19 protein-coding genes and 1 pseudogene are annotated in these 21,044 nt (G+C 73.9%); 11 read left to right on the top strand and 9 right to left on the bottom strand.

Annotated features, from left to right (window positions below; translation table 11 throughout):
- Positions 1-1,256: DedA family protein (locus AWW66_RS25555; RefSeq protein WP_067371313.1), on the bottom strand; the 1,256-nt coding region annotated here is incomplete at its 3' end.
- A 133-nt stretch (positions 1,257-1,389) separates the two neighbouring features.
- Here AWW66_RS25555 and typA point away from each other — a divergent pair.
- Together typA and AWW66_RS25545 are read left to right on the top strand one after the other, a co-directional pair.
- Entirely contained in the window at positions 1,390-3,258 is a 1,869-nt protein-coding gene (gene typA, locus AWW66_RS25550) for a translational GTPase TypA (RefSeq protein WP_067371303.1), read from the top strand.
- A gap of 8 nt (positions 3,259-3,266) precedes the next feature.
- Positions 3,267-4,172, top strand: a complete 906-nt coding sequence (locus AWW66_RS25545; protein WP_067371301.1) for a serine hydrolase — start codon at positions 3,267-3,269, stop codon at positions 4,170-4,172.
- 38 nt (positions 4,173-4,210) lie between these two features.
- On the opposite strand, the gene AWW66_RS25540 is transcribed toward AWW66_RS25545, so the two are convergent.
- Both AWW66_RS25540 and AWW66_RS25535 read right to left on the bottom strand, forming a co-directional pair.
- Complete coding sequence (locus AWW66_RS25540; RefSeq protein WP_067371300.1) at positions 4,211-5,011, bottom strand: tyrosine-protein phosphatase; 801 nt, start codon at positions 5,009-5,011, stop codon at positions 4,211-4,213.
- 178 nt (positions 5,012-5,189) lie between these two features.
- Complete coding sequence (locus AWW66_RS25535) at positions 5,190-6,188, bottom strand: TerC family protein (RefSeq protein WP_067371310.1); 999 nt, start codon at positions 6,186-6,188, stop codon at positions 5,190-5,192.
- A 383-nt stretch (positions 6,189-6,571) separates the two neighbouring features.
- Between AWW66_RS25535 and AWW66_RS25530 the strand changes: the two genes are divergently transcribed.
- Positions 6,572-6,865, top strand: a complete 294-nt coding sequence (locus AWW66_RS25530) for an antibiotic biosynthesis monooxygenase family protein (RefSeq protein WP_067371298.1) — start codon at positions 6,572-6,574, stop codon at positions 6,863-6,865.
- Positions 6,866-7,160: 295 nt separating this feature from the next.
- Positions 7,161-7,922, top strand: coding sequence for an SDR family oxidoreductase (locus AWW66_RS25525; protein ID WP_067371296.1), 762 nt, complete (start codon positions 7,161-7,163; stop codon positions 7,920-7,922).
- Between the two features lie 48 nt (positions 7,923-7,970).
- Here the strand turns inward: AWW66_RS25525 and AWW66_RS25520 are convergent, their stop codons facing one another.
- From AWW66_RS25520 to uvrB, 4 genes are all read right to left on the bottom strand, one after another.
- On the bottom strand, positions 7,971-8,852 hold the full coding sequence (locus tag AWW66_RS25520) for a helix-turn-helix domain-containing protein (protein ID WP_067371294.1): 882 nt from the start codon (positions 8,850-8,852) through the stop codon (positions 7,971-7,973).
- Positions 8,853-8,954: 102 nt separating this feature from the next.
- Positions 8,955-9,323 (bottom strand): VOC family protein, encoded by a 369-nt coding sequence (locus AWW66_RS25515; RefSeq protein ID WP_067371292.1) that lies wholly within the window; start codon positions 9,321-9,323, stop codon positions 8,955-8,957.
- A 24-nt stretch (positions 9,324-9,347) separates the two neighbouring features.
- Positions 9,348-10,337: a helix-turn-helix domain-containing protein gene (locus tag AWW66_RS35655; RefSeq protein ID WP_245648484.1), complete on the bottom strand. Its 990-nt coding sequence runs from the start codon at positions 10,335-10,337 to the stop codon at positions 9,348-9,350.
- A 107-nt stretch (positions 10,338-10,444) separates the two neighbouring features.
- The gene (gene uvrB / locus AWW66_RS25505; RefSeq protein WP_067371288.1) at positions 10,445-12,553 is read right to left on the bottom strand and encodes an excinuclease ABC subunit UvrB; all 2,109 of its coding nucleotides are present in this window, start codon (positions 12,551-12,553) and stop codon (positions 10,445-10,447) included.
- Positions 12,554-12,868: 315 nt separating this feature from the next.
- On the opposite strand from uvrB, the gene AWW66_RS25500 reads away from it, so the two are divergent.
- Positions 12,869-14,392: a hypothetical protein gene (locus AWW66_RS25500; RefSeq protein ID WP_157527924.1), complete on the top strand. Its 1,524-nt coding sequence runs from the start codon at positions 12,869-12,871 to the stop codon at positions 14,390-14,392.
- Between the two features lie 22 nt (positions 14,393-14,414).
- Here AWW66_RS25500 and coaE read toward each other — a convergent pair whose 3' ends face one another.
- Both coaE and rpsA read right to left on the bottom strand, forming a co-directional pair.
- On the bottom strand, positions 14,415-15,593 hold the full coding sequence (coaE, locus tag AWW66_RS25495) for a dephospho-CoA kinase (protein ID WP_067371286.1): 1,179 nt from the start codon (positions 15,591-15,593) through the stop codon (positions 14,415-14,417).
- Between the two features lie 185 nt (positions 15,594-15,778).
- A complete protein-coding gene (rpsA, locus tag AWW66_RS25490) occupies positions 15,779-17,374 on the bottom strand; it encodes a 30S ribosomal protein S1 (protein ID WP_067371284.1) in 1,596 nt (531 codons plus the stop codon).
- 289 nt (positions 17,375-17,663) lie between these two features.
- Between rpsA and AWW66_RS25485 the strand changes: the two genes are divergently transcribed.
- The 6 genes and pseudogenes from AWW66_RS25485 to AWW66_RS25460 form a co-directional block, all read left to right on the top strand.
- The gene (locus AWW66_RS25485; RefSeq protein WP_083978938.1) at positions 17,664-18,509 is read left to right on the top strand and encodes a class I SAM-dependent methyltransferase; all 846 of its coding nucleotides are present in this window, start codon (positions 17,664-17,666) and stop codon (positions 18,507-18,509) included.
- A 55-nt stretch (positions 18,510-18,564) separates the two neighbouring features.
- Positions 18,565-19,167 carry a Uma2 family endonuclease gene (locus tag AWW66_RS25480; RefSeq protein ID WP_245648483.1) on the top strand — a complete coding sequence of 201 codons (603 nt, stop codon included), beginning with the start codon at positions 18,565-18,567 and terminating at the stop codon, positions 19,165-19,167.
- Between the two features lie 60 nt (positions 19,168-19,227).
- Positions 19,228-19,446 carry a hypervirulence associated TUDOR domain-containing protein gene (locus AWW66_RS25475; RefSeq protein ID WP_067371282.1) on the top strand — a complete coding sequence of 73 codons (219 nt, stop codon included), beginning with the start codon at positions 19,228-19,230 and terminating at the stop codon, positions 19,444-19,446.
- Positions 19,433-19,774 (top strand): annotated as a pseudogene (locus AWW66_RS25470) (DUF3140 domain-containing protein); the annotation flags it as partial. The gene AWW66_RS25475 and the pseudogene AWW66_RS25470, both read left to right, overlap by 14 nt.
- 61 nt (positions 19,775-19,835) lie before the next feature.
- Entirely contained in the window at positions 19,836-20,585 is a 750-nt protein-coding gene (locus tag AWW66_RS25465; RefSeq protein ID WP_067371277.1) for an SDR family NAD(P)-dependent oxidoreductase, read from the top strand.
- A 53-nt stretch (positions 20,586-20,638) separates the two neighbouring features.
- Positions 20,639-21,044 (top strand): MerR family transcriptional regulator (locus AWW66_RS25460; protein ID WP_245648482.1); only part of this gene is annotated, 406 nt, incomplete at its 3' end.

Here is a 21,044-nt window from a genome sequence, read left to right as displayed (position 1 = left end):
ACCGCCCCACTGGCCGACCCCCACCCCAGGTAGAGCCGGGCCCCACCGATCCCGACCACCCCGACCACCGCGGCCGTCCAGAGCGCCACCGCCACCGGCCACCGGGCCCCCCGCGACAGCAGCCAGGCCAGCGTGCACAGGCCCGCGGTGACCACCGCCCCCTGGGTCGGGAACACCGCGCTGTCCTCGCCCACCCCGGTCAGGTCCGCAGCCACCGCCAGCACCACCAGCGGCAGGAACGCCCCGGCCGTGCCGAGCACACTGAGCAGGTCCCCCCGCCACGGCCGGTGCCGCCACGCCAGCACCGCCGCCACCAACGCCACCACCACGATCAGCACCGAGCCGCGCAGCACCGACACCACCGCGAACGTGACGTCGACCGCGTCCGGGGTACGCCGGTCGGCGAACCAGGCGGCGATGGCCCCGTCCACCAGCCCCAGCCCGCTCTGCTCCACCACCGCGTCCAGCAACCAGGTCACCGCGAACCCCGCCCCGAACAGCAGCACCAGCCCGGCGGCCAGGTTCAGCAACAACGTCCACGCCGGCCCGACCCGCATGGCCACCAGGAAGAACAGCACCCCGTGCCGGTCCCGCAGCCAGCGCACCGGCGGCAGCGCACCGGCCCGCGACCACAACGCGCGCACCGGATCCGGGTTACGGCCCAGCCACCGCCCCGCCACCACGATCGCCACCAGGCAGACCAGCAGCACCAGCAACGCCCCGGTGGCCCGCCCCAACAGCCGCGACACCGTCTCGTACGACTCCCCGGCCAGGTACCCGACCAGCACCGACCCGCCCACCCAGGTCACCACCCCGGCGACGTTCCACGGCAGAAACCGCCGGTACGGCATCCCACCCGCCCCGGCCAGCCGGGGCAGCAGCGTCCGGGCGAACGCCACCCACCGGGCGACGAACACCCCCCGCCCGCCCAGCCGGCCCAGCATCGCGTCCGCCCGCTCCCACCGGGCGGCCCCGACCCGGGCACCGAACCCACCCGCCCGCAACCTCGGCCCGTACCGGCGCCCCGCCCGGAACGCCACCGTGTCGCCCGTCACGGCGGCGAGAATCATCACCAGCAACGCCGGCCCCAGGCGCAGCGTGCCGGTGTACGTGAGGAACCCCACCAGCAGCAGGGTCGCCTCCGCCGGCAGCACCAACCCGAAGATCACCGCCGTCTCCGCCGCCACCAACACCGCGGCGAGCAGGTAGATCAGGGGGGCGGGAAGGTCCTGCAGGGAGTTCAATAGGTCGTGCACGACGGCTCTCGCATCACGCGGTCAGCATGCCAGCCGTCGACACCACCACGACACCGGTTCCGGCAGGATCCGGGACGAACCCGGGGGTGACCCCGACGCGGTCCCTGATCCGAGCAGGCGGGAGGATGGCCCCATGCAGCTTCGCACCGACCTCCGTAACGTCGCCATCATCGCTCACGTCGACCACGGCAAGACCACCCTGGTCGACGCCATGTTGCGGCAGGCCGGCGCCTACGGCGCCCGGGGCGAGGTGACCGAGCGGGTGATGGACTCGATGGACCTCGAACGCGAGAAGGGCATCACCATCCTCGCCAAGAACACCGGCGTGCGGTACCTGCCGGCCGACGGCTCGGACCCGGTCACCATCAACATCATCGACACCCCCGGTCACGCCGACTTCGGCGGCGAGGTCGAGCGGGGCCTGACCATGGTCGACGGGGTGGTGCTCCTGGTCGACGCCAGCGAGGGCCCGCTGCCACAGACCCGCTTCGTGCTCCGCAAGGCCCTCAAGGCCCGGATGCCGATCATCCTCGTGATCAACAAGGTGGACCGCCCCGACGCCCGGATCAAGGAGGTCGTCGACGACACCTACGAGCTCTTCCTCGACCTCGACGCCGACGAGGAGCAGATCGACTTCCCGATCGTCTACGCCTGCGCCCGCGACGGCATCGCCTCGCTGACCCAGCCCGCCGACGGCTCCGTACCCGACGACAGCAGCTCCCTGGAGCCGCTGTTCCGGACCCTGCTCGACACCATCCCGCCGCCCGCGTACGAGGCCGACGCCCCGCTCCAGGCGCACGTCACCAACCTCGACGCCTCCCCGTTCCTCGGCCGGCTCGCGCTGTGCCGGGTCCGGCAGGGCACCATCCGCAAGGGCGAGACCGTCGCCTGGTGCCGCACCGACGGCAGCACCCAGCGGGTCCGCATCTCCGAGCTGCTGATGACCGAGGGCCTGGAGCGCAAGCCCGCCGACTCCGCCGGCCCCGGCGACATCATCGCCGTCGCCGGCATCCCCGAGATCATGATCGGGGAGACCCTGGCCAACGCCGAGAACCCCCAGCCGCTGCCGCTGATCACCGTGGACGAGCCGGCCATCTCGATGACCATCGGCACCAACACCTCCCCGCTGGTCGGCCGGGTCAAGGGCGCCAAGGTCACCGCCCGGATGGTCAAGGACCGCCTCGACAAGGAGCTGATCGGCAACGTCTCGCTGCGGGTCCTGCCCACCGAGCGCCCCGACGCCTGGGAGGTGCAGGGCCGTGGCGAGCTGGCCCTGGCCATCCTGGTCGAGCAGATGCGCCGGGAGTCCTTCGAGCTGACCGTCGGCAAGCCCCAGGTGGTCACCCGGGAGATCGACGGCAAGACCTGCGAACCGGTCGAGCGACTCACCATCGACTCCCCCGACGACTACCTCGGCGCGATCACCCAGCTCCTGGCCACCCGCAAGGGCCGGATGGAGCAGCTCGTCAACCACGGCACCGGCTGGATCCGGATGGAGTGGCTGGTGCCGGCGCGCGGCCTGATCGGCTTCCGCACCGAGTTCCTCACCGAGACCCGGGGCACCGGCATCCTGCACCACGTCTTCGAGTCCTACGAGCCCTGGTTCGGGGAGCTGCGCACCCGCAACAACGGCTCCCTGGTCGCCGACCGCGCAGGCAGCGTCACCGCCTTCGCCATGACCAACCTCCAGGAGCGCGGCCAGCTCTTCGTCGAGCCCGGCACCGAGGTCTACGAGGGCATGATCGTCGGGGAGAACTCCCGCTCCGACGACATGGATGTCAACATCACCAAGGAGAAGAAGCTCACCAACATGCGCTCCTCCACGGCCGACGAGACCGAGAAGCTCATCCCGCCGCGCAAGCTCTCCCTGGAGCAGGCGCTGGAGTTCTGCCGCGAGGACGAGTGCGTCGAGGTCACCCCGGCCGCCGTCCGCATCCGCAAGGTGACCCTCGACCAGACCCAGCGGGCCCGCGCCACCGCCCGCCGCAAGCACGCCAGCTGAGGTACGCGATGACGGGGGCCCCACCACCCGGCGGGGCCCCGCCGCGTCCACCGGACTGGGCCGCGCTGGACCGACGGCTCGACGCGGTACCCGGCACCGTGTCGGCGTACGTCGGCCGGCTCGACGCCACCCCCGCCTGGGCCCGGCACCCCGACGCCACCCACTACGCGGCCAGCACCATGAAGATCGCCGTCCTGGCCGCCCTGCACCGGGCCGCCGACCCCGACCGGGCACCGGCCACCACCCCGCTCGACCTGGACGCACCGGTGCCCGTGGTCAACGACTTCGCCTCGGCCCGACCGGGCGCCCCCCGGTTCACCTGCGCCCGTACCTTCGACAACGACGACGCGGTCTGGCAGCGCCTCGGCGACCGGGCGTCACTGCGCTGGCTCGCCGAACGGATGATCGTCCGCTCCAGCAACCTCGCCACCAACATCGTCCTCGCCCACGTCGGCCTGCCCGCCGTCGACCGGGTGTGGACGGCGGCCGGCGCCCGGCACAGCGTCACCGGCCGGGGCATCGAGGACTTCGCCGCCCGGGAGGCCGGCACCACCAACCTGGTCACCGCCGCCGACCTCGCCGCCCTGCTCGACGCGCTCGCCACCGGCGCCACCCGACCCGGCCCACTGGCCGCCCCCGCCGCCTGCGCCGCCATGCTCGACGTGCTGGCCGCCCAGGAACACCGGGATGACCTCGCCGCCGGGCTGCCCGACGGCACCCGGATCGCGCACAAGAGCGGCTGGGTCCGGGGCATCCGGCACGGCGCCGGGGTGGTCTACCCCACCGACGCGCCGCCGTACCTGGTGGTGGTCTGCACCACCGTCGACCCGGCGGCGAGCCGGGATGTCGACGCCTGCGCCCTGGTCGCCGAGGTCTCCGCCGCCGCCTGGGCCGCCCGGCACCACCTGCCCTGACCGCCGCCCCCGCAAGGCCGACTCGCCCGTCGGCGCGCTCAGTCGAGCAGGTGCGCGCGCAGCGCCGCGACCGTGGCGTCGTCCACGCCCAGCCCGTCCCGCAGGTACCCGGCGAACGAGCCGTGCACCCGGCGCACCTCGTCGTACGCCGCGTCCAGGTACTCCGGGCGCACCTCCAGCAACGGCCGGACCGCCGCCTCCGCCAGCGCCGGCTGCCGGCCCCGCAACGCCGTCAGGAACACCTCCTGCAGGCTCGCCGTCGCCTCGTTGCTCCGCAGGTAGTCCGCGCGGATCGCCGCCTCGTCCACCCCGAGCGCGGTGAGCAGGACGACCGCCAACCAGCCGGTGCGGTCCTTGCCGGCGGTGCAGTGGAACAGCAGCGGCAGGTGCGCCGACCGGGCGGCCAGCCGGACCGCCGCGCCGAAGCCGGCCCGGGCCGACTCCCCGGTGACGAACCACCGGTAGACCGCCGTCATCGCCGCCGGGCCACCCTCCCGGGCCAGCGCCGGCTGCGCGGTCAGGTCGTGCCCGAGCAGCACCGCCGCCACGGACGTGAAGACCGGGTGCGTCGGGTCGAAGACCGGCAGCCGGACCACCCGGGGCGTGCCGGGCAGCCGCTCCACCGGCCCGGCCACCCGCTCCGAGTCGTCCCGCAGGTCCACCACGCAGGCCACCCGCAGGCCGTCCAGCACGGTCAGGTCCTCGTCGGTCAGCCGGCCCAGCGCCGGGGTCCGGATCAGCCGCCCGGTACGGACCCGACGGCCGTCGGCACCGACCAGCCCACCGAGGTCCCGCGCGTTCGGCGCGCCCACCAACGTCCAGTCGTCCCGCCCGCCCACGCGGCCTCCCCGCTCCATGCCCCGTACTCCGGCGCACCGTACTCCGGCGTGCTGTTGTCCTGTGCCTCCGGGCTCCGCGGTCCCGCGCGCCGGTGCCCGCCCCGGGCCTGCCTGCCGTGGCCCCGGCCAACCCGGGTCCACGGCGTCCCCGCCGGTGCCGACGACCGGCGGGCGTACCTCAGGAGCCGGCCTCGACCACCGCGCGGCGGCGGTCCCGGTTCGACTTGATCAGGCTGGCCACGGTGGCCACCGCGAGGGTGCCGAGGATGGCCGACAGGGAGAGCCAGATCGGGATGTGCGGCGCCCAGCCGACCGGCTCGCCACCGTTGATGAACCCCAACCGGTTGTCGGCGAGAGCCTCCAGCACCAGCTTGACGCCGATGAAGCCGAGCACCACGGCCAGGCCGTAGCTCAGGTAGACCAGCCGGTCGAGCAGGCCGCCGAGGAGGAAGTAGAGCTGCCGCAGCCCCATCAGCGCGAACACGTTCGCGGTGAAGACCAGGTACGGCTCCTGGGTGATGCCGAAGATCGCCGGGATCGAGTCCAGCGCGAAGATCAGGTCGGTGGTGCCGATGGCGATCATCACGATCAGCATCGGGGTGAAGAGCCGCCGGCCGTTCTCCCGGGTGGTCATCGTCCCGTCGTGGTAGTCCCGCGAGATGGGCAGCGCCCGGCGGCTCCACCGGATCAGGACGTTCTCCTTGAACTCGTCCTCGTCCGGCTCGCCCTGCCGGGCCAGGTTGACCGCGGTGTAGATCAGGAACGCCCCGAAGATGTAGAACACCCAGGAGAACTGGGAGATCAGCGCGGTGCCGGCGGCGATGAACGCGCCGCGCATCACCAGCGCCAGGATGATGCCGATCATCAGCACCTTCTGCTGGTACACCCGGGGTACCGCGAAGCGGGACATGATGATCACAAAGACGAAGAGGTTGTCCACCGAGAGGCTCTTCTCGGTGACGTACCCGGTGAAGAACTCCCCCGCCGGGCCGGCGCCCGCAACGGCCCAGAGCCCCAGGCCGAAGAGGATGGCGAGCCCGATGTAGACGGCGGTCCAGGTGCTGGACTCCCGGATGCTCGGCTCGTGCGGCCGGCGCCCGATGATCAGCAGATCGACCACCAGTACCACGACCAGCACGGCCAGTGACACCAGCCACACCCACGCGGACACGTTCACGTTCACCCTCCGGCAGACAGGCCGGGCCGGACGCCGCACCCCGAAGGGGGTGACCACACCCAGGACCAGCTCTGGTGACTGTCGGAGGTCTCTTCCGCCGCCGGCTCGGCGAGCCGGCGGCCGGCGGGCCCGGGTCGGCGCCGGCTGGCGGTCGACCGTGCTGACGAACCCGTCGCGTCGGGGGAATACTCCCCTCCTCGGCCGCCATTGTTCACCACCGCTGGCGCTGTGGGTACCCCGGTCCCCGCGATACCGGCCACACCTATGCCGGGCCGCACCACCCCTTCGGCATCCTAGGAGGCTAGGTGTCAGGGGTGACCTGCGGGGCGGCGACCCACGCGCCCCGGTGCCCCGGCAGGCGGGGCGTGTGCGAGGCTTCCGGCATGGTGCTTGAGGTCGCGCTCATCGACGTACTGCCCGGACACGAGGAGGCCTTCGTCGCCGCGTACGGCCAGGGTCATCCGGTGCTCGCCGGCACCCCCGGCTGCCGGTCGGTCCGGATGACCCGGGGAATCGAGTCCCCCACCCGGTTCGTGCTGCTGGTCGAGTGGGACTCGGTCGAGGCGCACGAGGAGAACTTCCGCGCCACCGAGCGGTTCCAGCAGTGGCGCTCCCTGATCGGGCCGCACTTCGCCGGCCCGCCCTCGGTCGAGCACTTCCTCGACGTCCCGGCCTGACGTCCCGGCCGGGGCTTCGTCGTTCCACGGTTGGCGGCTCCGTCGCCCCATGGGGTTTTGTCGGACCCCCGGGGTACGGTCCCGTCGGCGGCCACCGGCCCCGGCGGGCTCGGGGCCGTCGGGTCCGGTGACCGCACCACCCCTCCACCCGCACCACCCAGCCACCCGCGCAGCCCAGCCACCCGCAACCACCCAGCCACTCACGCCGGCGATCTGCCCACCAGGGCGGCACAGCGCCGTCGGGGGGCGGCATATTCGGTGGCCGGGGCCGGCACGATCGGGTTGGCTGGCAGTCGTGACTGATCGGGTCGTCCTGGTGACCGGAGTGAGCCGGCGGGCCGGCATCGGGGCCGCCGTGGCCCGGCTGCTGGCCGCCGAGGGGTACCGGCTGCTCCTCACCGGCCTGCCGGCCTACGACGACGCGCAGCCCTACGGCGGGGATCCCGACGGCGTCCCCGCGCTCACCGCCGAACTGGGCGACGCGGCGGTCCACGTCCCGGCCGACCTGCTCGACCCGGCCGCCCCCGGCGCGCTGGTCACCGAGGCGGTCCGTCGGTACGGCCGGCTCGACGCCGTGGTGGCCGTGCACGCGTACTCCACCCAGACCCTGCTCGGGGCCCTCGACGCCGCCGAGATCGACCGGCACCTGCTGGTCAACGTCCGGGCCACGCTGCTGCTCGCCGAGGCGTTCGACGCGGCGTTCACCGCCGGCACCGGTGGCCGGCTGGTGCTCTTCTCCAGTGGGCAGCGTCTCGGCCCGATGCCGACGGAGTTGGCCTACGCGGCCAGCAAGGCCGGGGTGGAGAACCTCACCGTCCAGCTCGCGCCACTGCTGATGCCCCGGGGCATCACCGTCAACTGCCTGAACCCGGGGCCCACCGACACCGGTTACGCCCCGCCGGAGGCGCACGCCGCCGTGGCGGAGCTGTTCCCCGGGGGACGCTGGGGCACCCCGGAGGACGCCGCCCGGCTGGTCCGGTTCCTCTGCGCACCGGAGGCGGGGTGGATCACCGGTCAGGTGATCGACTCGGAGGGCGGTTTCCACCGGTACCGGTGAGCCGCCGTCGCCGGTCGGCCCGGCCGGGGACGGTCGGTGTGGACGCGGTTACCGGACGGTGCCCTCGACCGCCCGGGCCAACCGGTCGCGCAGCAACGCCGCGCTGCCCGCCTCGTCCACCGCGACCGCCGCCAGGTGGTCGACCACCCGCTCGTACCGGTCGACGTCGGCCTCGGTGACCAGCCGCACGTCGGCGGTGAGGGTCTCCAGCATCACGGTGCGCGGATCGGCGGGATCCGGGAACGAGTAGCAGGAGAACGGGGTCAACGGGTGCGGCCCGGCGCGCAGCGTGGCCTCCGGGGGGAGCACCCGGACCGTGACGTTCGGCTGGCCGGCCAGGTCGACCAGGTGCTGCACCTGCTCCCGCCACACCTCCGCCGGCAGGCCGGCCGGGTCGCAGGCCGCCTCGGCGAGCAGCGCCGTGTACCGGGGCGGGTGCGCCCGGCGCAGCACCTCCTGCCGGGCGGCCCGCGCCCGCACGTCGGCGTCCACGTCCACCTCGGGGTTGACCAGCCGGCCCGCCTCGATCCACAGCCGGGCGTACGCGGGCGTCTGGAGCAGGCCGGGCACCAGCGCCGGCTGGTACTCCACGATGGTCGCCGCGCCGGCCTCCAGCTCGGCGTAGGTGCGTTGCCGCTCCCCCATCTCGCTGAGCGACTTCCACCAGCCCCGGCCGGTCGCCGCGTCCCGGGCGATCACGATCAGCGCGTCCCGCTGGGGCGCCGGCACGTGGTAGACGTCCAGCAGGTCGAGGACGTCGGCCAGGTCCGGCCGGCTCTGCCCCAGCTCGATCCGGGACAGCTTGGAGGTGGACGCCCAGCCGAGCCGGTCGCACACCTGCTCCAGGGTGAGCGCCGCGTGTCGGCGTAACTGACGCAACTCCGCGCCCAGCCGGGCACGGCGAATGACAGGACTCGTTGGCAACGGCATCCGGCCTCCCCACGAGGGAGACTAGCCAGCTCGGTCACTCAGGGCAATACTTCACTTGCTGTTAGCTACTGGGACGTGTCGGGATGGTCGTGCCCTGCCCCGTCACGGCCGGTACGTCCCAAACGACCAGACGTTCCCGTCGAGGTCCCGCGCGGCGTACTCCCGCGAGCCGTAGTCGGTGTCGGTGGGTTCCCGGACGATCTCGGCGCCGGCGGCCCGGGCCCGGGCGCTGTGCTGGTCGATCTCGTCCAGCGCGACGTAGACCGACCAGTCGTCGTCGGCGGGGCGCGGTCGCGGCCGGGACCGGCCGCCGACCATGATCATGCCGTCACCGAGGGCCAGTTCGGCGTGCGCGACCGCACCGTCGGGGGTGGCGTGCACCACGTGCACCGTGAACCCGAACGCCGTGCAGAGCCAGTCGATGGCGGCCCGGGGGTCGGGGTACGTGAAGATCGGGTACAGGGTTCGCATGCCCCGATTCTGGCCGCCCGCCCCTCAGCCGGGATTGGACGAATGTGACCTGAGCAGGGTCGCCGGGGTCACCCCCGCGAACTCGTGGAACTCCCGGATCAGGTGGGACTGGTCGCTGTAGCCGTACCGGGCGGCCACCTCGGCCCCGGCGGGTGCCGCCGTCCCAGGCGGCCGGTCGGCGGTGAGCGCCGCGTGGGCCCGGGCGAACCGCAGCAGGCGGGCGGTCACCTTCGGCGGCAGCCCGACCTCCCGGCGGAACGTGGCCGCCAGGTGCCGGCGGCTCCAGCCCAGCTCGTCGGCGAGCGCCCCGACGCCGACCGGCCCGACCACCGCACCGTCGGGTGGGCCGGTGGTCCGCCTGCCCCCGGCCGGCCCGACCGTTCCGCCGCCGGGTGGGCCCGCCTCCCGGCCACCGGCCGGCGCAGGGCCGGGTCCCGTCTCCCGGTCGCCAGCCGCTGCGGGGCCCGTCTCCGGGCCGCCGGCCGGTGCGCCCACAGCCGGGGCGGCGGCCCCGGAGAGCCGACGCCACGCCCACTCCAGGCGCGGGTCGACCGGCGCGGTGGCGGCCAGCCGCCCGGCCAGGGCCGCGTCGAGCAGCCGGAACCGGCCGGGCCAGTCGGGCGTCTCGGCCACCCGCTCCCGCAGCCGGGCCAGCCACCCGCCGGGCAGTTGCTCCACCGCCACCGCGCGGTTGGTCAGCTCCCCCAGCGGTACGCCGAGGATCCGGCGCGCGGCCAGCGGCGCGAGCAGCAGCTCCACGCCCAGCCCGACGCCGACCGTCCGGGTGGTGCAGTACCCGTCGAAGGTCCCGGCGACGAAGGAGTCCACCCGGTACGCCCCGCGCGTGGCGCACCGGGGGTCGACGACGTCCAGGGGCGCGCCCCAGCCGAGGATGAGCACCACGAAGGCGCCGGCGGCCTGCCGGCGCACCGACGGCCGCAGGGCCCACTCCCGGTAGCCCACGTACCGGTCGACGAAGGGACGCAGCCGGGCGTCCGGGTGACCCAGCACCACGTCGAACGGACCCGGGGAGGCAGCGGCACCAGCCGGCGGGGGCGGGCCGCCAACGGCCAGCACCGGGGACGGGGCGGGGCCGGGGTCCGAGGGCGCCCCGGCGGCGCTCACCGCACCCCGGCGGCGTCCATGCCGCGCAGTTCCTTCTTCAGCTCGGCGACCTCGTCGCGGATCCGGGCGGCCAGCTCGAACTGCAACTCCCGGGCGGCGGCGAGCATCTGGTCGTTGAGTTCCTGGATGAGCTGCGCCAGGTCGGCGCGGGCCATACCCTCCCGGGCCGGGGTGGCGGCGGGCCGGCCGGCCCGGCTGCGGGTCTCCTTGACCGGCGCCTTGCCCCGGGAGAGCTGTCGGGCCGCGCCGCCGATCCGGCTGGCCTCGGTGTCCTCCGCCTCGCGGTAGATGTCGTCGAGAATGTCGTGGATCTTCTTGCGCAGCGGCTCCGGGCTGATCCCGTGCGCCTCGTTGTGCGCGGTCTGCTTGGCCCGCCGCCGGTTGGTCTCCTCGATCGCCTCGGCCATCGACGGAGTGATCTTGTCGGCGTACATGTGGACCTGACCGGAGACGTTCCGGGCGGCCCGGCCGATGGTCTGGATCAGCGACCGGCCGCTGCGCAGGAAGCCCTCCTTGTCGGCGTCCAGGATCGCCACCAGCGACACCTCGGGCAGGTCCAGGCCCTCCCGGAGCAGGTTGATGCCGACCAGCACGTCGTAGTCGCCCTTGCGCAGCTCGCGCAGCAGCTCCACCCGGCGCAGGGTGTCGACCTCGGAGTGCAGGTACCGCACCCGGATGCCGTTCTCCAGCAGGTAGTCCGACAGGTCCTCGGCCATCTTCTTGGTCAGCGTGGTGACCAGCACCCGCTCGTCCCGCTCGGTGCGGAGCCGGATCTCGTGCATCAGGTCGTCGATCTGGCCCTTGGTGGGCTTGACCACGACCTCCGGGTCGACCAGGCCGGTCGGGCGGATCACCTGCTCGACGTACTCGCCCTGGGCGTGCTCCATTTCCCACGAGCCGGGGGTGGCCGACAGGAAGACCATCTGCCCGACCCGCTCCAGGAACTCGTCGAAGCGCAGCGGCCGGTTGTCGGCCGCGCTGGGCAGCCGGAAGCCGTGGTCGATCAGCATCCGCTTGCGTGAGGCGTCACCCTCGTACATACCGCCGATCTGCGGGATGGTCACGTGCGACTCGTCGATGACGGTGAGGAAGTCGTCGGGGAAGTAGTCGAGCAGGCAGTGCGGCGGGCTGCCGGGGAGCCGGCCGTCGATGTGCATGGAGTAGTTCTCGATGCCGGAGCAGAAGCCGACCTGCCGCATCATCTCGATGTCGTACGTGGTGCGCATCCGCAGCCGCTGCGCCTCCAGCAGCTTGCCCTGCCGGTCCAGCTCGGCCAGGCGCTCGGCCAGCTCGGTCTCGATGTCGCGGACCGCCCGCTCCATCCGCTCGGGGCCGGCCGCGTAGTGCGTCGCCGGGAAGATCATCAGGCTGTCGACCTCGCGGACCACGTCACCGGTGAGCGGGTTGAGGTAGTACAGCTTCTCCACCTCGTCGCCGAACAGCTCGACCCGGACCGCCATCTCCTCGTACGCCGGGATGATCTCCAGCGTGTCCCCCCGGACCCGGAAGGTGCCCCGCTGGAAGGCCATGTCGTTGCGGGTGTACTGGATGTCGACCAGCCGGCGCAGCAACTGGTCGCGGTCCAGCTCCTGCCCGACCGCGACCCGGACGGCCCGGTCGAGGTACTCCTCCGGGGTGCCCAGCCCGTAGATCGCCGAGACCGTGGCCACCACGATCACGTCCCGGCGGGTGAGCAGCGACATGGTCGCCGAGTGCCGCAGCCGCTCGACCTCCTCGTTGATCGAGGAGTCCTTTTCGATGTAGGTGTCGGTCTGCGGAATGTACGCCTCGGGCTGGTAGTAGTCGTAGTAGGAGACGAAGTACTCCACCGCGTTGTGCGGGAGCAGCTCGCCGAACTCCTTGGCCAACTGGGCGCAGAGCGTCTTGTTGGGGGCCAGCACCAGGGTGGGCCGTTGCAGGCGCTCGACCAGCCAGGCGGTGGTCGCGCTCTTGCCGGTGCCGGTGGCGCCGAGCAGCACGGTGTGCCGGTCGCCACGGCGGACCCGCCGCTCCAGGTCGTCGATCGCCGCCGGCTGGTCGCCGGCCGGCTGGAAGTCGCTGACGACCTGGAAACGGCCGTCGAGCCGGGGAATGTCGAGCGCCATGACAGCAACGGTACGCCGGGGGTCCGACAGCCTGGGACCACTACGGACGGTTAGTGATCGGCTTCAATATTTCCATTGTGTGGCACATTTCACCGCGCTAGGGTATAGGGCGTAGGCCGCTCGCGGCGGCCGACCGGGCCGGCGGGCCGCGCCTCATCGGCCGCCCGCCCCCGGCGCAGGGTCGCAGCACCCGGTTCATCCCGGCGTGCGCACCAGGCGGTCGCGCTGCAGGCGCAGACCGGTCGCCGCGAGCGCCCCTTGCCTGTCACCCTCCCGCGCACGTCACCCCCACGCATCCCGGCCGTTCAACCCTGCGTGACCAGATCCGGCCGGAGTGCCCCGGCCACGCCCCCGGCCAGCCAGGACGGTGTCGGCCCGGCCGGCGACCCCGGCCCGCCGGCCCCGCCCGCAGCCCGGCTCCGCCGCCGACGGCGGACCCTGCTGCTACTCGGCGCGACCGCCGTCACCTCCGCGACCGCGCTGGTGGCGGTGCTGCTCACCGGGGTACCCGACCAGCCGGCACCGGACCGGGCGCTGACCGCCGCCGAGGCGCAACGGTTCGCCGCGATGCGGGTCACCAACCACCGCGACGTCCGGCTGGGGCTGCGGATCACCGTCGGTACCGGGGCCGCCCGGGTCGACCTGCTCGGCTGGGTCGACTGGGCCCGCCCCCTGCTCTACCTCGACGTCGGCGGCCCCGGCGCCGGAGCCGACCGGGGGCTGCTCCAGGCCACCCCGACGCTGGTGCTGACCCGCCCGGACCCGACGGCGGCCCCCACCCCGGCCCCGCCTCCCCTGGTGCCGCCGGCCGACCGGTGGCGGCTGCGCGACCGCGCGCACACCCCCGCCCTGGGCCCGCTGCTCGACCTGCTCTTCGCGCTGTCCACCGACCGGACGGAACCGGGCGTCGCCGGCAGCGCCCGCTGGCACGGGACGGAGACCACCGCCGGCGTACCGGTGGACGTCCTCTCGGCCCCGGCTCCCGAACCGAGGGGCCCCAACCCCACCGCGCAGCCCGCCGGCGGCACTCCCACCACCGATCGGCCCAGCCGGGCCGCGGCCGGGACCGACCGGGCGCGGTACCGGGTGGGCCACGACGGCCGGCTGCGCCGGCTCGACGTCCACCTGCCCACCGGCGCCGGGGACGGCGTACCGGTGACCGTGGACCTGCACCGCGCGGACCGGCCGGTGCTGCGGCCCGTGGCCGCCCTGGGCGGCCGGGCCGGGTTGCCCCGCCGGCTCACCACGGCCGAACGGCACCGGTTGGCGCTGCTGCCGGCCCGGCTCCGGGCCACGAAAGGGGCCACCGTGACCGTGACCGCCCCGCTCGGCCCGTCGGCCAACCTGCGCGCCGCCGGCTGGCTGAGCTGGACCGGACCGGTCACCTACCTCGCCGTCGCCGAGCTGGGCGCCCCCGAGCGGCGGACGCTGCTGCGCACCGACCCCACCGGCACCAGCCGGACGGAGCGGACCGCGACCGGCCCCGACGACGACGTCGAGGCGCCCGCCCGGCCGCCGCTGCCGCCCCCACGGACCGGCTGGCAGCGCGCCCGCCCCGCTCCCGCCGACCTGGACCGGCTGGTCCAGACGACGCTGCGGGCGGGCGACCCGGACCCGCCCCGCGCCACGGCGCTACGGCTGCGTGACGAGCGGCTGGCCGGACGCACCGTCGACGTCATCGAGGTCCGCACCGACCCGGCCCCGGTGCGGTACTGGATCGACCGCGAGGGCCTGCTCCGCCGGCTGGAACTGCGCACCTCGGCCGGTACCTGGGCACAGCTCGACCTGACCCCCGGCCCGGTGCCGCGCCTGTCCCCACCCACCGCAGCGGAGACCTGACCGCGACCGCCGGCCGCACCGGTCAGGGCCGCCAGCCGGTCTGCGTCGCCCACTGCTCGGCGCGCAGATGCTCCTCGTCGAACCACGGGTCCTTCGCCGTGGCGTACGCCCCGGCGTCCGGGGCGACGGCGGCCAGGTCCCGCTTGAGCACCAGGTACGCGGCCCGCTGGTCGGGGTCGGCCCGCAGGTGGTCGCGCATGAGCAGGGCGTACCGCCAGCCCGGTCCGTCCGCCGGGCGGACGTGCAGGTGCACCGGGCGGCCGGGGTCGGCGCTGCCGTGCAGCCGTTTCTCCCACCGACCGCTGCCGGCCGGGCGGGGCGTGTCCCACCACTGCCCGGGGAACCGGGGGAAGCCGGCGTCGGCGAGCCGGTCGGCGAGGGCGTCCGCGTCGGCGAGGGACGGCACGGTGAGCTGGATGTCGATGACGTCCTTGGCGGCCAGGCCGGGGACGGCGGTGGAGCCGATGTGGTCGACGCGCGGGTCGGCGGGGGCGAGCGCGTGCCGGATCCGGGCGGCGAGCCGGGCGTACTGCTGCGGCCAGGTCGGGTCGGGTTCGGTCAGCACCACCCGCCGGGTCCGGACCGCCCGCCGGTGCCGCACGTTCTCCTCGTACGGCCGCAGCCGGTCCCGCCACAGCGCGTCCACCTGCGCGTGCAGGTCGTCGAGGGTGGTGTCGTTGGTGAGCAGCACGTCGGCGGCGGCCCGGCGGCGCTCGTCGTCGGCCTGGGCGGCGATCCGCCGCTGGGCCTCCGCCCGGCTCATCCCCCGGTCGCGGGCCAGTCGGTCGAGCCGGACCGCCACGTCCGTCTGGACCACCACCACCAGGTGGTACGTCGGCGCGAGCCCCACCTCGACCAGCAGCGGCACGTCGTTGACCACGACTGCGTCGGGGGCGGCCGAGGCGACCAGGTCGGCGCTACGGGCCCGGACCCGGGGGTGGGTGATCCCCTCCAGCCGGCGGCGGGCCGCCTCGTCGGTGAAGACCAGCGCGCCCAGCGCGGCCCGGTCGAGGCTGCCGTCGGGAGCGAGCACCCGGTCGGAGAAGGCGGCCACCACCTCGGCGAGCCCCTCACTGCCCGGCGCCACCACCTCGCGGGCGATCCGGTCGGAGTCGACGACCACCGCGCCGAGGTCCGCCAGGCGCCGCGCCACGGCGCTCTTGCCCGAACCGATCCCCCCGGTCAATCCCACCCGCAGCACCCCACCAGTCAACCCGATCATCACCGCCCCGCCAACCCGGGGTGCGGAGGCGGGCGTCCGGTCGGCGCGGAGGCGGGCGTCCGGTCGGCGCGGAAAACGGGCCGGGCCCCGCCGCGACGTCCGGATGACCGGATCGTCGGGCGGGGCCCGTGTGCTGCTCGGCGGGGCGAGCGCCCGTCAGCGGCTCACTTGCCGCCGGCGAGCTTCTCCCGCAGCGCGGCGAGCGCCTCGTCGGTGGCGAGGGTGCCCGACGGCTCCTCGGCCTGCCGGCTCGGGGCCGACGAGGTCGAGGTGGTGGTGCCACCACCGGTGACGGCCGGGGCCGGGTTCGCGGCGGCCTCGGCGTCGGCGGCCCGGGAGTTCTGCACCTGCTTGGTGTGGGCCTCCCAGCGCTGACGCGCCTCGGCGTACTGCTGCTCCCACTCCTCGCGCTGCTTCTCGTAGCCCTCGAGCCACTCGCCGGTCTCCGGGTCGAAGCCCTCGGGGTACTTGTAGTTCCCCTGGTCGTCGTACTCGGCGGCCATGCCGTAGAGGGTCGGGTCGAAGTGCTCCTCGCCCTCGACGAAGCCCTCGTTGGCCTGCTTGAGCGAGAGCGAGATCCGGCGACGCTCCAGGTCGATGTCGATGACCTTGACCATGACCTCGGAGCCGACCTGGACGACCTGCTCCGGGATCTCCACGTGGCGCTCGGCCAGCTCGGAGATGTGGACCAGGCCCTCGATGCCGTCGTCGACCCGGACGAACGCGCCGAACGGCACCAGCTTGGTGACCTTACCCGGCACGATCTGCTGGATCGCGTGGGTGCGGGCGAACTGCCGCCACGGGTCCTCCTGGGTCGCCTTCAGCGACAGCGAGACCCGCTCGCGGTCCAGGTCGACGTCCAGGACCTCGACCTCGACCTCCTGGCCCACCTCGACGACCTCGGACGGGTGGTCGATGTGCTTCCAGGACAGCTCGGAGACGTGCACCAGACCGTCCACGCCGCCGAGGTCGACGAACGCGCCGAAGTTGACGATCGAGGAGACGACGCCCTTGCGGACCTGCCCCTTCTGGAGCTTGTTGAGGAACTCGGTGCGCACCTCGGACTGGGTCTGCTCCAGCCAGGCCCGGCGGGACAGGACCACGTTGTTGCGGTTCTTGTCCAGCTCGATGATCTTGGCTTCGAGCTCCCGCCCGACGTACGGCTGCAGGTCACGCACCCGCCGCATCTCGACCAGCGAGGCGGGGAGGAAGCCGCGCAGCCCGATGTCGAGGATGAGGCCACCCTTGACCACCTCGATGACCGAACCGCGGACGACGCCGTCCTCGTCCTTGATCTTCTCGATCGTGCCCCACGCCCGCTCGTACTGCGCGCGCTTCTTCGAGAGGATCAGGCGCCCCTCCTTGTCCTCCTTCTGGAGGACAAGGGCCTCGATGTGGTCACCCACCGAAACGACCTCGGCCGGGTCCACGTCGTGCTTGATCGACAACTCCCGAGAGGGGATGACGCCCTCGGTCTTGTAGCCGATGTCGAGCAGGACCTCGTCCCGATCGACCTTGACGACGGTGCCTTCGACAATGTCGCCGTCGTTGAAGTACTTGATGGTCTCGTCGATCGCGGCGAGGAAAGCCTCCTCGGAACCGAGGTCGTCGACGGTGACCTTGTTGGCGCTCGAGGGGGCCTCGATGCTGCTCGTCATGTGGGCGGTTGCTCCGGTCGGATGGTGTGTCACAGCAGGCGGGTGTCGCGCGGTGACCTGTTCGCGCCAACGGATTTGCCACCGGACACACCGAAAGATCACCGTAAGAAGATCATTGGTGGCTCCGGTGACCGCACACCTGCTCCCTGCCGAGGCACACGATCCGCGAGCGCATCCACTACCCTACCGTGCTCATTACCACAGCGTGCAAGCCCCGGGGGTACGTGATCCCGCCCGCTTTCGCGATCCGGCGCCACCTTTGCCCCGGTCAGGGCCTCCCCGGGCGGAAAATCCCCCGGCCGGCGCCGACCCGCGGGCGGGAGGGGACCACCAGGGTACAGCGGACACCGCGGACGGTGGCGGGGGCGGGGCGGGCGCTTAGACTGCCGCGGTGAACGACACACCCACCGGCAGCGCCGGCGTCGACGCCGGGACCGGCGAGCCGGGGGTGCTGCGCCGCCCGGTGACCGACGCGGAGAGCCGCCACGCCAACCGGGCCTGGTGGGACGCGGACGCCGACGACTACCAGGCCGAGCACGGGGCGTTCCTCGGCGACGTGGACTTCGTCTGGTGCCCCGAACGGCTGCGCGAGGCCGACGCCCGGCTCCTCGGCGAGGTCGCCGGCCAGCGGGTGCTGGAGGTCGGGTGCGGGGCCGCCGCCGCCGCCCGCTGGCTGGCCACCCAGGGCGCCCGGGTGGTCGCCATGGACCTCTCCGCCGGCATGTTGCGCCACGCCGCGCAGGCCGCCGACCGCACCGGGGTACGGGTACCGCTGGTGCAGGCCGACGCGCTGGCGCTGCCCTTCGCCGACGCCGCCTTCGACACCGCCTGCACCGCGTTCGGGGCGATCCCGTTCGTGGCCGACTCGGCCGCGCTGCTGCGGGAGGTGCACCGGGTGCTGCGTCCCGGCGGCCGGTGGGTCTTCTCGGTCACCCACCCGATGCGGTGGATCTTCCTCGACGACCCGGGCGAGGGCGGCCTGCGGGCGGTCCACTCCTACTTCGACCGCGACCCGTACGTGGAGCAGGACGCCGCCGGGGTGCCGACCTACGTCGAGCAGCACCGCACCCTCGGCGACCGGATCCGGGAACTCGTCGGCGCCGGGTTCCGCCTGGTGGACCTGGTGGAGCCGGAGTGGCCGGCGGGGCACGAGGGGATCTGGGGGCAGTGGAGCCCCCTGCGCGGCCGGCTCTTCCCCGGCACCGCCATCTTCGTCACCGAGAAGCCCGCCCCGTGACCCGTCGCACCCACGGTGCGACCGCGCCCGGCCACCCCGGGGTTACCCTGGGCCGGTGAGCGCCGAGCCGATCCCGACACCACCTGGCCCCTGGTGTCCGGACCCGATCCGGCAGCAGCGTGCGGATTACACACTGGACGACCTGCTCACCCTGCCGGACGACGCACCCCGCGTCGAACTCGTCGACGGAGTCATCCAGGTGACACCCTCCCCCACCCTGGGCCACCAGGACATTTCCAGTCTTCTCTGGCGCTGGCTGGCCGACCACGCCCCGGAGCACCTCCGCGCCTCGCAGGCGGTCGGGGTGGCGCTCTCGGCGAACACCAGCCGGCAGCCGGACGTCCTGCTTCGCCGGGCCGGAGTGGCGCCCGACCGGTCCCTGCTGCGGCCGGCGGACGTCGCCCTGGCCGTGGAGATCGTCTCCCCGGGTACTCGGTGGACCGACCGGTTCGCCAAGCCCGGCGAGTACGCCGCCGTCGGCATTCCCTGTTACTGGCGGATCGAGCAGGACCCGGTGCACGTGTATGCGTACCGGCTGGGTCGACAGCCCGGCCCCGCCGGGGTGCCGCAGTACGAACTGGTCGCCGACAGCGCCGACGTCGTCGAGCTGACCGAGCCGTTCGAGCTCAAGCTGCCGGTCGCCGCGATCACCCCGTAGCCCCGATCGGCCCCTGGCCGGGGACCGTTTCCGACCCGCCCTGCCGGGTACCCGCGGGACATGGCCGAGCAGAGGTTCCGCAAGGGCGACCACGTCTCCTGGGCCAGCCACAGCGGCCGGGGACACGGCGTCATCAAAGAGGAGTTGACCGAGCGTACCCATGTCCGGGGGCGGGCGGTGGACGCGTCCCCGGAGCAGCCGCAGTACCGCATCCGCAACGACCACTCGGGCCGCGACGTCGCCCACCGGCCGGAGGCGCTGCGCCATGAGCCCTCGTGACCAGGGTCGGGACACCTACCGCGAGTTCACCGAGGCGGTGAACATGACCCCGGGCGAGCTGTCCCGGTGGTTGGAGAGCGACGAGTCCAAGCACGTCGGCTGGCTGAAGAAGGGCACCCGGGGCGGCGAGTCGGTCGGGCACGCCTCCGGCCGGCGGATCATCGACCTGTTGCGGCGCAAGCGCGACGAGTTGACCGAGAACGACTACAAGCACATGCGCAAGGTGGTCGGGTACGTGCACCGGCACATGGCGCAGCGCCCCTCCGGCGACGTCCGGGACACCCGGTGGCGCTGGTCGTTGATGAACTGGGGGCACGACCCGCTGAAGTGAGCCCCCGGGCCACCCGGGCTTGACCCTGCCACTGACGGCAGGGTCGCACGATCGGCGGATGGAACACACACCACCACGCGTCGTCGTGGTCACCGGCGCGGGTACCGGTATCGGACGCGCCACCGCCCGGGGGTTCGGCCGCGACGGCGCCCGGGTCGTCGCGGTCGGTCGCCGGGACGCGCCCCTCGCGGCGACCGCCGCCGGTCACCCGCTGGTCACTCCGCTGGTCGCGGACGTCACGGCGGTCGACGGCCCCGACCGGATCATCCGGTACGCGCTGGACCGGTTCGGCCGGCTCGACGTCCTGGTCAACAACGCCGGCGTGGCGGGCGCCACCCCGCTCGACGGCATCCGGGCCGACCAGGTCGGCCGGCAACTCGCCACGAACCTGGTCGCGCCGGTGCTGCTGGCCGGCGCGGCCCTCCCGGCGCTGACCGCCTCCCGGGGCGTCCTGGTGAACGTCACCACCGCCGTCGGGCAGCGCGGCTGGCCGGGCAGCTCGGTGTACGCGGCCACCAAGGCCGCCCTCGACTCGCTGACCCGGAGCTGGGCGGTGGAGCTGGCCGCACGCGGGGTACGGGTGGTGGCGGTGGCGCCCGGCGCGGTGGACACCCCGATCGGCGAGCACCAGGGGCTCACCCCGCAGCAGCGGGACGGAGTACGCCGGTGGCAGCTCGCGCGCACCCCGGCCGGGCGGATCGGCCGCCCCGAGGAGGTAGCGTGGGCGATCCAGCAGCTCTGCGCCCCGGAGGCCGCCTTCGTCACCGGCGTGGTGCTGCCGGTCGACGGCGGCGCCGTGGTCGCCTGAGCGGGGCGCGACCGGACCTCGGTGGCCGGGGCCCGGGGCGGAGACACCACCGGGTGGGATCGGGGCGGATCATCGGCGGGGCGGGAGCGGACGGGACCGGCGGTGCCCCGGCGCGGTGGCTGCGGATCGGGGAGCTGGCCCGCCGCACCGGCAGCACGCCCCGCGCGCTGCGCCACTACGAGCAGCACGGGCTGATCGAGGCGCACCGGTCGGCCAACGGGTACCGCAGCTATCCGGAGGCCACCGTGACCCGGGTCCGCAACATCCGACACCTGCTCGTCGCCGGCCTCACCCTCGACGACGTCCGGGCGTTCCTGCCCTGCCTGGACGGCGACCTGACCAGCGCCGCACCGGCACCGGAGGGCATCCGGGTCGGGCTGGCCCGCCTGGCGGTGCTCGACGCCCGGATCGCGGCCCAGACGGCGGTCCGGGACCGGCTGGCCGCCGCCCTGCGCGCCG

The organism is Micromonospora rosaria (genome assembly GCF_001567585.1).
GTDB classification, from domain to species: domain Bacteria; phylum Actinomycetota; class Actinomycetes; order Mycobacteriales; family Micromonosporaceae; genus Micromonospora; species Micromonospora rosaria.
Note: the sequence above shows the minus strand (reverse complement) of the source record. Positions and strands in the feature narration are given on the sequence as shown.

What these genes read in the sequence shown, in the direction of transcription:
- AWW66_RS25530 (WP_067371298.1), top strand. Translation starts at nt 6,572, where the DNA reads ATGGTGCTTGAGGTCGCGCTCATCGACGTACTGCCCGGACACGAGGAG.
- AWW66_RS25545 (WP_067371301.1), top strand. Translation starts at nt 3,267, where the DNA reads ATGACGGGGGCCCCACCACCCGGCGGGGCCCCGCCGCGTCCACCGGAC.
- uvrB (WP_067371288.1), bottom strand. Translation starts at nt 12,553, where the DNA reads ATGGCGCTCGACATTCCCCGGCTCGACGGCCGTTTCCAGGTCGTCAGC.
- typA (WP_067371303.1), top strand. Translation starts at nt 1,390, where the DNA reads ATGCAGCTTCGCACCGACCTCCGTAACGTCGCCATCATCGCTCACGTC.
- AWW66_RS25520 (WP_067371294.1), bottom strand. Translation starts at nt 8,852, where the DNA reads ATGCCGTTGCCAACGAGTCCTGTCATTCGCCGTGCCCGGCTGGGCGCG.
- AWW66_RS25465 (WP_067371277.1), top strand. Translation starts at nt 19,836, where the DNA reads ATGGAACACACACCACCACGCGTCGTCGTGGTCACCGGCGCGGGTACC.
- AWW66_RS25515 (WP_067371292.1), bottom strand. Translation starts at nt 9,323, where the DNA reads ATGCGAACCCTGTACCCGATCTTCACGTACCCCGACCCCCGGGCCGCC.
- AWW66_RS25475 (WP_067371282.1), top strand. Translation starts at nt 19,228, where the DNA reads ATGGCCGAGCAGAGGTTCCGCAAGGGCGACCACGTCTCCTGGGCCAGC.